Genomic DNA, 11,758 nt, shown 5'->3' with positions numbered 1-11,758 from the left:
GCGAGTTGGCGACCTTCCCCGAGCCCACGCACGGCCTTCCCCTAGACCCACGGCGCACCTCCACGACTCACAGCCTTGAGACGTGGTCCGGCTCCATCTCGGCGAGCACCCTATGGAGCACCACCCGGTCCGGGTCGGTGTGGTTCATCCCCTCCCGGGCTTGCGCGAGCGGGTCGAGCAGCATCTCGGTCCTGTGAGGCGCCAGCGGCAGATACGCGCCCGTCGCCCAGAGGCGCTGCCTGTCGATCAGGTCGTCCCGGACCCCTCCGACCTCATCGCCCTCATGAGGTCGCCGCTGGAGACCGGCGCCCCCGAAGCACATCGAGGACGCCCGCCGTCGCGGCGCTGTCCCGGGCGGGCGGCCGCAAGGACCTCAGCCACCGGTCCCTCATGTCCAGCCGCCGACCCGCCTCAGCCAGGAACACGCATGCAGGCCCAACCTGATACCCCGGCGACAGCCACATGCGCTATGAGTTCAGCAGAGTCGCCCGGCCGCCACCGGACCGGATTACGCATCGACCAGACAATGTTGCTGAGATTCTCTCCATAACCGACATCATCGTATACATCCTTCGGTCATGTGGACACCCTCTCCAAAAGGTCGGGCAAGTGACACTTCAGGAGGTCGCGGAGCATTGAGCCGAATCCCGGTGGTCCATCAACATCAAAACGGACAAACATCAACAATCTTCCCAACTAGCAATTCGGCATGCAGTCAGCAAGACGACGGAAATACTAGACATGGACCTGACTTTACGTCACCATAGTCAGGCAAGATCTCCGCCGACAACCCACCAAAACGGAAGACATTCAGCATGCCCAAATCACGCGTGGAGTACGGAAGTAGCCCATGGCGCCGGAGCACGACCTGCAAGAAGGAGCCAGACTGCACGGGCGAGACGAACTGCGTGGAAGTCGCCAACTTCTACGGGATCATCGCGATACGGGATTCCAAAAAACCTGACACGGTACTCTATGTCCCTCGCCGGTTTTTCGGGAAAGCCATAAAACCTTTCATACCCCGATAGCACCTTGAAGCGCCATGTCAGCGCCTTGCTGCCACTCAGCAGCGCATCCACTCCTCCGCCATCCTAGAAATGTGGTTAAGTGACTCATCCGCTGTGAGCGACGCCGCCTTCACCGCTTCCCAGCACCTCCGGTACATGTACGTGATGCCGTCATCCTGCAGTTCACCCATGGTCGAGAGATTGTCGACGTATACGACGTCCGGAAAGCTCACATCATAGGCCGGCTCAAACTCAAGGAGCGTGAAGGTCTCCGAGAACACCGGCTCTCTGTGCACCTTCAACGGCAGAACGTAGATCTGAACGTGAGGCAGCGTAGCCAGATCGAGCAGACTGAGCATCTGTTGACGCATGACATCTGGATCGCCCATCACCCTTAACAGGACGGACTCGTCGATGACGGCGGAAAGGGCGAGCGGATTCTCTCGGCGCAGCAGTTCCTGCCGGCGCATACGCAACTCCAACCGGCGCACGACCTCGCGCGGGGTGGAAACGGCGATGGCACGGCCGCTCGTCAGCACGCGGTGGGCGTACTCCTCGCACTGGAGCAGGCCCGGAATGGCATAGGTCGTAAAGGTCAACGCAGTACGCGCCTCATCTTCCAAGGCGATGAACGTACCGAATTTTCCGGGCAGTACGTCGCGATAGTCCGCCCACCACCCCTGCTGCGTCGCCGCCTGCGCGAGGGCGAGGACCTCCCCCATGTGCGCCTCGTCCACGGTGTACAACTCCAGTAGGAGGCGCACGTCGGAGACGCGGACTCCGATGCGGGCGTTCTCGATTCGGCTGAGTTTGGACGGGGACCAGTCCAGCCGCGCCGCAATCTCCTCGACCGTCGGCCCGAGTCGCTCCCTCAGGCGCCGGAGCTCGATTCCGAGCCGACGCCGGCGGACTGTCGGCGCTATAGCCACCTTGCCTCCCAGCGGATCACTTCAGCTCTCATGAGCCCGAACATTCACTGATGATGCAAGTTGCAGAGCGAACGTATAACTATGACACGAAGTCCACCAGCCCCCATTCGAGTCGCTCCTCTCCCATGAAGATCCTGCTGCCTCCGCTGGAACGGGCCAACTTTCCTCTCGGATACAGAAACGCTCCCCCCGCGATGCAGGTGGCTGTGCACCTTGCATGGCCGCAAAAGCGACGGCAGACTGGCGCTAGTCCTCCCCCGAGGAGATCGACATTCGTGGATCACCACCCGGGCACCCCGAACTCGGGCGGTCCGCGCAATTCCGTCTTCCGACGCGATGCGCCTCGCCGGGGATGTATTTCTGCCGTATTCGCGCGGCCTGTCGACCAAGGCGTCCAGGATGTGGCGTACCGGTGATCCGGCCGTGCGAGATTGGGGGTCGCTCCGGTGAGCAGTCAGCCAGTGCACAGGAGCATCCTTGTCATCGACATCGAGGGGTCGACGGCGGCCGTGCGGACGAATCCGATCAGGCAGGAACTGCGTTCGCAGGTCTACGACATGCTCGGCCGGGCCATGGACTACACCGGGGTAGACGGCGGCTGGTGCGACCCGTTCGAGGACCGGGGCGACGGAGTGCTCGTCCTGCTGCACCCGGTGGACGAACTGCCCAAGACGCTGCTGCTGTCCCGGCTCGTCCCGAAGCTCGCGCAGCAGCTCGCCGGATACAACGCGGACCTTCCGGTCGCCGAACTGCCTCGCCTCGGGCTGCGGCTCCGGGCCGCCGTGCACGCCGGAGAGGTCCACCGGGACGGCAAGGGGTGCTTCGGGGAGGCGGTCGACCTGGCGTGCCGGTTGCTCGACGCACCGAAGTTGAAGCAGTGCCTGCGAAACACCCCGTCTCCCCTGGTGCTCGTAGTGTCCGAGGACATCTACTGGGGGATCGTCAGGCACGGGTACGAAGGCATATGCCCCACCACCTACCACCCTGACCTGAAGGTCTCCGTCGGTGGACGGCGTCGTCAGGGGTATGTCCACGTGCCGTCCGTCCTGCAACTCACGACGGCGCTGCAGGACCACGTCGCTTAGGCCGGGCGGGCTTCCAGGACGGTGAAGGTCGGGCTGTGGGCGGGGATACCGGTGAAGCGGAGGCCGGCGCGCCCGAAGAGGGCCTCGTATTCGGACTGGGTACGTTGCCGGCCCCCGCGGGTCATCACGAGCATCTCCAGGTCCAGCCACTTGATACGAGACGCGGCCGGGCCCTCGCGGAGGATGCCCTCGGCGACGAGGACACGGCTGTCGGGCCTCATGGCCCGGCGGCAGCCGGCGAGGATCTGGACGGCCCGGTCGTCGTCCCAGTCGTGAACGATGTGGCTGAGGACGTAACTGTCGCAGTCGGGCGGCACGGAATCGAAGAAGCTCCCCCCGATCATCTGGCAGCGGTCCTCGGCGAGGGCCTCGCGAAGGGGGCCGCCGGCGGCGTCGGCGACGACCTCCGGCAGGTCGTACAGGATGCCGCGGGTGCCGGGGTTGGCGGCGAGGATCTCGGCGAGGACGACGCCGTGGCCGCCGCCCACGTCCACGATCGTCTGGCCAGGAGAGAAGTCGCAGGCGGCGACGACCGGGGCGATGAACTCGCCGGACATGGCGATCATCGCCGCGTTCAGGACGTCGCCGTCGGTGGGGTTGTCGCGCAGGTGGTCGAAGACCTCCTGGCCGTGGACGTGCGTGAACGCCGCCTCGCCGGTGCGGACGCTGTGCTCCAGGGCGCTCCAGGCGTCCCGGTGGAAGGACGCGCCGGTCAGCAGTGCGTAGCCGCGCAGGGAGGGGACGTCGCTGCGCAGGAGGTCACCGAGAGGGGTCCCGCTGAAGAGGCCGTCCTCGCGCTCCTGGACGACGCCTACGTCGGAGAGGGCACGGAGCAGGCGGTGCAAGGTAGGTGCGTCCGCACCGACCGCGGCGGCGATGTCGGCGGCGGAGCGGGGCCCGCGGGCGAGGTGGTCGGCGATCTTCAGGCGGGCGGCCACGCTCACCGCCTGGGCGACCCAGCCGCCGGTGAGCAGGCCGACCATCGATACGGCCAGCGGGCTTTCCGGCACCTCGGCTGACATGACACCTCCCGCGATCGACCACCAAGAGTATTAGCGGAACTACGAATAGTTGCGGAGGGCGGCCGGGCGATTGCCCGCGACAGTGGTGGTGAGGCGCAACAAGCAGGGTCTGAGCAGGACGGGATGTTGGGTGTGTCACACCGGGTTCACCTCAAGGGTGGTTGAGGGTTGCTCGCGGGCGGGTGGGAGCAGGGAAATTCGTCGGAGCCGGGCGGAATACTCCGGGAAGCCGCGGGAGTTAAGCGTTCGCGGAAGTGTCAGTCGCTGCAGTATTTTGCGGCGGTACCCCCTGAGACGTGACCACCTGGTCCCTGCGTGCCCGCATGCGGGGCCTGACGATTGGATGTGAGTTGACCGCTCCCGCATCTCCCAAGATGGCGGAAGGCCCCAGAGAGGAGCCCGACGCAGGCGGAGGTCTAGATCGCGGCGTGCTGGCGGTGGCCGGGGTCGTCGTCCTCGGCGCGATCATGTCGATCCTGGACGTGACCGTCGTCAACGTCGCCATCAACGACCTGGCCAGGGAGTTCAAGACCCCCCTGGCGACGATCCAGTGGGTCGCGACGGGTTACACCCTGGCGCTGGCCACGGTCATCCCGATCACCGGGTGGGCCTGTGCGAGGTTCGGCACCAAGCGGCTGTACATGATCTCGCTGGTGCTGTTCGTGCTCGGCTCGACGCTCGCCGGGTTCGCGTGGTCGGCCGAGTCCCTGATCCTCTTCCGGGTCCTGCAGGGCCTGGGCGGCGGCATGATCATGCCGGCGGGCATGACGATCCTGACGCAGGCGGCGGGGCCGCAGCGGGTCGGCCAGGTGATGAGCATCATCGGCGTCCCGATGCTGCTCGGCCCGATCAGCGGCCCGATCCTCGGCGGCTGGCTCGTCGACGACGTGTCGTGGCGGTGGATCTTCTTCATCAACCTGCCGATCGGCATCGTCGCGCTGTTCCTGGCCGGCCGCATCCTCAAGGCGGACGAGCCGCAGCCCGCCGAGCGGCTCGACTTCATCGGGCTGCTCCTGCTGTCGCCCGGCCTGGCGTCGCTGATCTACGGTGTCGCGCGGGGCGCCGAGGAGCGCGACTTCATGCTGACGGAGCCGCTCGTCTTCACCGCGGTCGGCGCGGTGCTGGTCATCGGGTTCGTGTTCCGGGCCCTGTCCGCGCGGAACCCGCTGATCGACCTGCGGCTGCTGAAGCGCCGGTCGGTGGCGGCGGCGTCCGGCACGATGGTGCTGTTCTCGATCGCGTTCATGGGCGCGATGCTGCTGCTGCCGCTGTACTTCCAGACGGTGCGCGCCGAGGGCGCGATGAGCGCGGGCCTGCTGCTGGCCCCGCAGGGCCTCGGCGCGATGGTCACGATGCCGATCGGCGGGCGGCTCACCGACCGGATCGGGCCCGGCCGGGTCGTGCTGGTCGGCATGGCGGTCGTGGTGCTGTCGGTGGCGGCCTTCGCGGCGGTCCTGGGGGCGGACACGTCCTACTGGACGCTCGGCACGGTGCTGTTCGTGATGGGTCTCGGCATGGGCATGACGATGATGCCGACCATGGCCGCGGCCATCCAGACCCTCGTCCACGACGAGGTGCCGCGCGCCAGCACGATGCTGAACATCTTCCAGCAGGTGTCGGCGTCCATCGGCACCGCGATGATGTCGGTGCTGCTGGCCCGCCAGCTGACGGCCAAGCTCGGCGACGGGTCCGGCGGTGAGATCGGTTCCACCGAGGAGGTGCCGCCGCAGATCATGGAGAAGATCGCCGGCCCGATGGCGGACGCCTTCCAGCACACCTACTGGTACGCGGTCGGGCTGATCGCCCTGGCGTTCCTGCCGGCGCTGCTGCTGCCGCGCAGGAAGCCCGAGGTGACGGGCGTCGACGCGCCGATGCCGATGCACTGAGCGCGCCTCTGCCGCGTCGAAGGCCCCGGCCGGGATCCGAGTGACCCCGGCCGGGGCCTTCGCCGTTCAGGGCCGTCTCAGGCCTGCGCGGGACGGTCCGCCCAGTACTCGTCCTTCAGCAGCCGCTTGTAGAGCTTGCCGGTCGGGTGCCGGGGCAGCTCCGGCCGGAAGTCGACCGAGCGCGGGCACTTGTAGTGGGCGAGCTGGTCGCGGCAGTACGCGATGAGCTCGGCCTCCAGCTCGGGGCCGGCCTCGTCCATCGACAGGGGCTGCACGACGGCCTTCACCGCCTCGCCCATCTCGGCGTCCGGGACGCCGAAGACGGCGACGTCGGCCACCTTGGGGTGGACGGCGAGGACGTTCTCGGCCTCCTGCGGGTAGATGTTCACCCCGCCGCTGATGATCATGTAGGCGCGGCGGTCGGTGAGGTAGATGAAGCCGTCCTCGTCCACGTAGCCGACGTCGCCGAGGGTGCTCCAGCCGCGGCCCTTCGGGTCCCTGGACGCGGCCGTCTTGGCGTCGTCGTCGTGGTACTCGAACTGGGGGCCGTTGCCGAAGTACAGCGTCCCGGGCTCCCCGGGCGGCAGTTCGTTGCCCTCTTCGTCGCAGACGTGGACCTCGCCCAGGACGCACCGCCCGACGGTGCCCTTGTGGGTCAGCCAGTCCTCGGAGTTGGTGTAGACGAAGCAGTTGCCCTCGGTCCCCGCGTAGTACTCGTGCAGGATCGGGCCCCACCACTCGATCATCTGCTCCTTGATCGGGATGGGGATGGGCGCGGCGGCGTGGACGGCGGCGCGCAGGCTCGACACGTCGTAGCGGGCGCGGGTCTCCTCCGGGAGCTTGAGCATCCGGATGAACATGGTCGGCACCCACTGGCTGTGGGTGGCGCCGTACTTCTCGATGGCCTCGAGCGCCGCCTCGGGCTCGAACTTCTCCATCACCACGACCGTCGCGCCGAAGCGGTGCATGGTGATGCAGTAGCGCAGCGGTGCGGCGTGGTAGAGCGGCGCCGGTGACAGGTAGACCGAGTCGGCGTCGGGCTGGAAGAGCAGCGAGAGCAACTGGTAGAGCGGGCCTGGCTCGCCCATGGGCGCCTTGGAGAGGGCCGGTTTCACCCCCTTGGGGCGGCCGGTCGTCCCCGACGAGTAGAGCATGTCCACGCCTTCGCACTCGTTCTCGATGGGCGTGGGCGGGTGCTGGGCGACGCGCTCCTCGTAGGAGTCGTAGCCGGGTGCCGCGCCGCCGAGCATGAGGCGGAGCGGCACCTCCGGCGGGGCCTTGGCGGCGGTCTCCATCGACGCGGTGGTGATGAAGGCCTTGGCCCCGCAGTTGTCGACGATGTAGGCGAGCTCTTCCTGCTGGAGCCGCGTGCTGATCGCGGTGTAGTAGAGCCCCGACCGCTGTGCCGCCCAGGCTATGGCCAGGTACAGCGGATGGTTCTCCAGCATGAAGGCGATGTGGTCCCCCGGGCGCAGCCCCTCCGCGTGGAGCAGCTGCGCGAGCCGGTTGGACTCCTCGTTGAGTTCCCGAAACGTGATGACCTGCCCGGAGCCCGCCATGACGACGGCGGGCTTGTCGGGCGTCTGTGCGGCGATCTGCCCCAGATGCATGGCCGCACGCTACCGGGCCGGACGGCGGAATGGAATCCCGTTCGGTTTCGTGCGCGGGGGTCATCCCGCCACGTCAGACCAGCATGTGGTCGAAGTCGCCGTCCTTGGCCCCTCCCACGAAGGCCTCCACCTCCTCGCGCGTGTAGACGAGCACCGCTCCCTCGGGGTCACGGGAGTTGCGCACGGCGATCTCCCCGTTGGGGAGTTCGGCCATCTCGACGCAGTTCCCGGACGGGTTGCTGCGCCGGCTCTTCTGCCAGACGAGCTCGCTGCGCCAGACGTCCGACATCGCTTGGCCGTCCATCGTTGCCCCCTCTAGGCGTCTCAGCCCTCCCGCTTGCCGCAGGAAGGCCGCGATCTCGCCCCACCCCACACAAATGGTACGAGATGCACGTGCATTCGTTCTTGCATTCGTTCATGCAGACGGTCTTGCATCTGCACGGCTTGGGGAGCAAGATAGCGAACGCTCGCCGGTGACCGACCCCGCACGCCTCTGAGGTTCAGACCATGACCGTTGACCAGGCAGACGAAGTCGCAGCTCCCGCCGCCATGGGAGGCGGCCGGCCGCGTCATGGCGCGGCCCTTCACCCCTGGCCGGACGCCCCCCGGGCGCCGCGCGACCCGCACGGCCCGAACGGGCCGGCGAACGGTTCCGCGGCCGTCCCGGTGGTGGAGCCCGGCCTCGCCGGGCTGTGGCCCACGCCCCACACGGGCACGCCGCGCATGGCGCGGCGCGTGTTCCCGGCGGAGATCACGACCCCGCGCTCCGCTCGCGAGTTCACCCAGGCCACGCTGGGCGAATGGGGGCTGGCCGCGGGCGTGGAGGACGTCGTGATCGCGGTGTCCGAGCTGGCCACGAACGCGCTCCGGCACGGCATGGAGGGACTCCCCCAGCCGCTGCCGCTGTGCCCGATCCAGCTCGTCCTGATCGCGCACCCGCGGCGGCTCGTCGTCTCGGTGACCGACCCGAACGGGCGTCCGCCCGAGCCGCTCGCGAGCGACCCGGACCGGTTCGTCGAGGGCGGCCGCGGCCTCCTCGTCGTCGGCGCGGTCAGCGACGCGTGGGGCTGGGCGCGGCTCGCCACCGGCGGCAAGGCCGTCTGGGCGGCCTTCGACCTGCGGGTCAGCCCTCCGCAGACACGGGAGCCGGCCGCGCCTGGACGGAGCGCTCCGGACGCTCCAGCTCACTGAGGAAGGCGCGCGCCCAGCGGTCCACGTCGTTCTCGATGACGCGGCGGCGCATCGTGCGCATCCGCCGCGCCTGCTCGGCGGGCTCGGCCGCGAGGGCGGACAGCAGCGTCCCCTTCAGGCCGTCGATGTCGTAGGGATTGACCTGGAACGCACCCCGCTTGAGCTCGGCCGCGGCACCGGTGAACTCGCTGAGCACGAGCGCCCCGCGCAGGTCCTTGCGGCACGCCACGTACTCCTTGGCGACCAGGTTCATCCCGTCGCGGAGCGGGGTCACGACCATGACGTCCGCCGCCAGGTAGAGCGCGGTCAGCTCGGGGCGGTCATACGAACTGTGCATATAGTGAATGACCGGAAAGCCCAGTTCGCCATATTCTCCGTTGATTCGTCCCACCTGCTGCTCGATCTCCTCGCGGAGCAGCTGGTACTGCTCGACCCGCTCCCGGCTGGGCGTGGCGATCTGCACGAACACGGCCTGCCCCGGCTTCAGGTGGCCGTCCTCGAACAGCTCCCCGAACGCCTGCAGCCGCTGCGTGATGCCCTTGGTGTAGTCGAGGCGGTCGACCCCGAGCAGGACGGTCGCGTCCCCGAGGTCGTTCCGGATCTCCTGCGCGCGCTCCTGGACCTCCGGGCGCCCGACGAGCTCGTCGAGCTCGTCCACGTCCACCGAGATCGGGAAGGCGCGGGCCCGCACGACCCGGTCGTCCCAGTAGACGTCCTGCTTGACGTAGCGGGCCTCCAGGAGCCGCCGGCACAGCCGCACGAAGTTGGCCGCCGCGCCCGGGAGCTGGAAGCCGACCAGGTCGGCGCCGAGGAGGCCCTCCAGGATCTGCCGGCGCCACGGCAGCTGCCAGAACAGCTCCAGCGGCGGGAACGGGATGTGCAGGAAGAACCCGATCCGCAGGTCGGGCCGCAGCTCGCGCAGCATCCGCGGGACGAGCTGGAGCTGGTAGTCCTGCACCCAGACGATCGCGCCCTCGGACGCGACCTCGGCCGCCGCCTCCGCGAACCGCCTGTTCACCCGGACGTAGGCGTCCCACATCGCGCGGTCGTAGACGGGCGGGGCGACGACGTCGTGGTAGAGCGGCCACAGCGTGGCGTTCGAGAAGCCCTCGTAGTAGAGCTCGACCTCCTCCGCGGACTGCGCGATGGGGTGGAGCGACATGCCGTCCTCCTCGAACGGCTCGATCTCCTCGTCCGGCGCGCCCGTCCAGCCGATCCAGGTGCCCTTCCTGCTCCGCATCACCGGGGCGATGGCGCTGACCAGCCCGCCGGGGCTGCGCCGCCAGCGCGGGATGCCGTCCGCTCCCACCTTCCGGTCGACCGGAAGCCGGTTGGCCACCACAACGAACTCACTACCGCGCGACACCTGCGACCCGCCTCTCAAGGAACTCTCAGCGATCACTCATGCCCAGAAACGGTCATTGGGAACATCTTGTCACTTCGACGGTAAGCCGCGATGCCCTGCAAAGGGAGATGTCAGGCGGCCGGGCGGCCCGCCACGGGGATTGGAGCGGGCCATATTGCTTTCCCGCCAGGTGACCGATGTTTACCGGCCGGTCACGTCCTTGACGCGACTGGACCAAATGTGACTTAGATCACATAACACCATTCGATGGCGTTACGCGAACAGGTGTTGGCAAACGACGCCAAGCGGCCCCGCGAGCGTTCCGCGGAGGTCGCGGGCGCCGGCGGGGCCGGGCGGGCACGGCTCAGAGGGGTCAGGCCGGTGCGGACTCCCGCTCGGGTGCGCCTTCGCGGCGGCCCCACAGGACCGCGTCCACCGAGAAGCGGCCGCCGCCCACGAGGGCGAAGAGCAGCGCGATCGCGCCGAGGACGACCACGTACTCGTAACCGCCCTCGCGCGAGTAGAGCCCGTTGTCCATGTGCACGTACCAGAACGCCCCGCCCATGACCATGGCGATCAGCACGCCGGCGACCGGGACGAGGACGCCGGCGACGAGCGCGGCGCCGCCGAGCAGCTCGACCCAGGTGGCGAAGTGGGCGGACAGGCCCGGCAGCGGGATGCCCAGCTCGGCGAAGGAGCCGGCGACACCGTCGTGCCCGGTGTCGGTGAGCTTCTGCCAGCCGTGCGCGATGAAGATCACGCCGACGGCGAGCCGGCCGATGAGGAGGCCGGCGTCGGTCAGGGCGGGGTGGCGGCGGGCTGGGAGCATGCCTCGTCTCCTCCGGTGGGGCGGTGGACGGAACCAGCAGAACGGGACCGGACTGGCTGGACGCTAGTCAGAATGATTCAAATTCAGACCATCTAGAAAATTCAAGCCATCTTTCACGCCAACTAGAATCACCGCATGAGCGATGCGGGCGAGCCCCTGGAGCCGCGGGAGCTGCGGGCCTGGATGGCGTTCCTCGCCGCGGCCCACCTGGTCGACCAGGAGGTCGAGCGGCAGCTCAAGCGGGACGGCGGGCTCTCCCACCCCGAGTTCGAGGTGCTGGTCAAGCTGCACGGCGCGGCGGGCGGCCGGATGCGCATGTCGGACCTCGCGCGCGAGGTGATGGTCTCCAAGAGCCGCCTCACCTACCAGGTCACCCAGCTGGAGCGGGCCGGGCTCGTGAAGCGGACCGGCTGCGAGACGGACCGCCGCTCGGTCTGGGCGGAGCTGACCGCCGAGGGCGCCGCGGCGCTCGCCGGGGTCAGGCCCGGGCACCGGCGGGTCGTCCGCGAGGTCCTGATCGAGGTGCTGACCCCCGAGGAGATCGAGGTGCTCGGCGACGCGCTCGGCCGGGTGGCCGAGCGCCTGCGCGACCGCTGACCGCCGCGTGGGGGATGCTGGGGCCATGCCTGACTCCGCTGGGCGCGACTTCGGAGGGATCGTGGAGTGCTCGCCCGTCCGCGTGGTGCGGCCGGGCTCGGCGGACGAGGTCGCGGACGCCGTCCGCGCTGCCGCCGCGCAGGGCGTCGAGGCGGTGCCGCGCGGGTTGGGGCACTCGGCCTGCGGCCAGTCGCTGACCCGCGGCGTGTCGCTCGACCTGCGCGGCCTCGCCGGGGTGGAGGTCGGGGAGCGGCAGG

12 protein-coding genes are annotated in these 11,758 nt (G+C 68.7%); 5 read left to right on the top strand and 7 right to left on the bottom strand.

All coding sequences use genetic code 11. The features are described 5' to 3' along the window. Positions 1–67 precede the first annotated feature (67 nt). Both E1266_RS29655 and E1266_RS29645 read right to left on the bottom strand, forming a co-directional pair. Complete coding sequence (locus tag E1266_RS29655) at positions 68–322, bottom strand: hypothetical protein (protein ID WP_132052627.1); 255 nt, start codon at positions 320–322, stop codon at positions 68–70. 741 nt (positions 323–1,063) lie between these two features. Next, the gene (locus E1266_RS29645) at positions 1,064–1,936 is read right to left on the bottom strand and encodes a helix-turn-helix transcriptional regulator (RefSeq protein ID WP_132052623.1); all 873 of its coding nucleotides are present in this window, start codon (positions 1,934–1,936) and stop codon (positions 1,064–1,066) included. 446 nt (positions 1,937–2,382) lie between these two features. On the opposite strand from E1266_RS29645, the gene E1266_RS29640 reads away from it, so the two are divergent. Next, a complete protein-coding gene (locus tag E1266_RS29640; protein ID WP_243719043.1) occupies positions 2,383–3,021 on the top strand; it encodes a hypothetical protein in 639 nt (212 codons plus the stop codon). Here E1266_RS29640 and E1266_RS29635 read toward each other — a convergent pair. Then, complete coding sequence (locus E1266_RS29635; protein WP_132052619.1) at positions 3,018–4,043, bottom strand: methyltransferase; 1,026 nt, start codon at positions 4,041–4,043, stop codon at positions 3,018–3,020. The genes E1266_RS29640 and E1266_RS29635 overlap by 4 nt on opposite strands. A gap of 428 nt (positions 4,044–4,471) precedes the next feature. Between E1266_RS29635 and E1266_RS29630 the strand changes: the two genes are divergently transcribed. Continuing rightward, complete coding sequence (locus E1266_RS29630; protein WP_243719042.1) at positions 4,472–5,929, top strand: DHA2 family efflux MFS transporter permease subunit; 1,458 nt, start codon at positions 4,472–4,474, stop codon at positions 5,927–5,929. Between the two features lie 77 nt (positions 5,930–6,006). On the opposite strand, the gene E1266_RS29625 is transcribed toward E1266_RS29630, so the two are convergent. Further along, positions 6,007–7,539 (bottom strand): acyl-CoA synthetase, encoded by a 1,533-nt coding sequence (locus tag E1266_RS29625; RefSeq protein ID WP_132052615.1) that lies wholly within the window; start codon positions 7,537–7,539, stop codon positions 6,007–6,009. A 73-nt stretch (positions 7,540–7,612) separates the two neighbouring features. Continuing rightward, the gene (locus E1266_RS29620; protein WP_132052613.1) at positions 7,613–7,843 is read right to left on the bottom strand and encodes a DUF397 domain-containing protein; all 231 of its coding nucleotides are present in this window, start codon (positions 7,841–7,843) and stop codon (positions 7,613–7,615) included. A gap of 203 nt (positions 7,844–8,046) precedes the next feature. On the opposite strand from E1266_RS29620, the gene E1266_RS29615 reads away from it, so the two are divergent. Next, entirely contained in the window at positions 8,047–8,730 is a 684-nt protein-coding gene (locus tag E1266_RS29615; RefSeq protein ID WP_132052611.1) for an ATP-binding protein, read from the top strand. On the opposite strand, the gene E1266_RS29610 is transcribed toward E1266_RS29615, so the two are convergent. Together E1266_RS29610 and E1266_RS29605 are read right to left on the bottom strand one after the other, a co-directional pair. Continuing rightward, positions 8,663–10,096, bottom strand: a complete 1,434-nt coding sequence (locus E1266_RS29610) for a trehalose-6-phosphate synthase (protein WP_132052609.1) — start codon at positions 10,094–10,096, stop codon at positions 8,663–8,665. The two genes, E1266_RS29615 and E1266_RS29610, sit on opposite strands and share 68 nt — an antisense overlap. 352 nt (positions 10,097–10,448) lie before the next feature. Further along, entirely contained in the window at positions 10,449–10,904 is a 456-nt protein-coding gene (locus tag E1266_RS29605; protein WP_132052607.1) for a DoxX family protein, read from the bottom strand. Between the two features lie 135 nt (positions 10,905–11,039). Here E1266_RS29605 and E1266_RS29600 point away from each other — a divergent pair, with 135 nt between their 5' ends. After that, positions 11,040–11,501, top strand: coding sequence for a MarR family transcriptional regulator (locus E1266_RS29600; RefSeq protein WP_132052605.1), 462 nt, complete (start codon positions 11,040–11,042; stop codon positions 11,499–11,501). Between the two features lie 25 nt (positions 11,502–11,526). Continuing rightward, a partial coding sequence (locus E1266_RS29595; protein ID WP_132052603.1) for an FAD-binding protein occupies positions 11,527–11,758 on the top strand: 232 nt, incomplete at its 3' end.

Source organism: Actinomadura sp. 7K534 (assembly GCF_004348575.1).
Classification (GTDB): domain Bacteria; phylum Actinomycetota; class Actinomycetes; order Streptosporangiales; family Streptosporangiaceae; genus Spirillospora; species Spirillospora livida.
This window is presented reverse-complemented; position numbering and strand designations above follow the sequence as displayed.

What these genes read in the sequence shown, in the direction of transcription:
- E1266_RS29655 (WP_132052627.1), bottom strand. Translation starts at nt 322, where the DNA reads ATGTGCTTCGGGGGCGCCGGTCTCCAGCGGCGACCTCATGAGGGCGAT.
- E1266_RS29635 (WP_132052619.1), bottom strand. Translation starts at nt 4,043, where the DNA reads ATGTCAGCCGAGGTGCCGGAAAGCCCGCTGGCCGTATCGATGGTCGGC.
- E1266_RS29625 (WP_132052615.1), bottom strand. Translation starts at nt 7,539, where the DNA reads ATGCATCTGGGGCAGATCGCCGCACAGACGCCCGACAAGCCCGCCGTC.
- E1266_RS29620 (WP_132052613.1), bottom strand. Translation starts at nt 7,843, where the DNA reads ATGGACGGCCAAGCGATGTCGGACGTCTGGCGCAGCGAGCTCGTCTGG.
- E1266_RS29615 (WP_132052611.1), top strand. Translation starts at nt 8,047, where the DNA reads ATGACCGTTGACCAGGCAGACGAAGTCGCAGCTCCCGCCGCCATGGGA.
- E1266_RS29605 (WP_132052607.1), bottom strand. Translation starts at nt 10,904, where the DNA reads ATGCTCCCAGCCCGCCGCCACCCCGCCCTGACCGACGCCGGCCTCCTC.
- E1266_RS29600 (WP_132052605.1), top strand. Translation starts at nt 11,040, where the DNA reads ATGAGCGATGCGGGCGAGCCCCTGGAGCCGCGGGAGCTGCGGGCCTGG.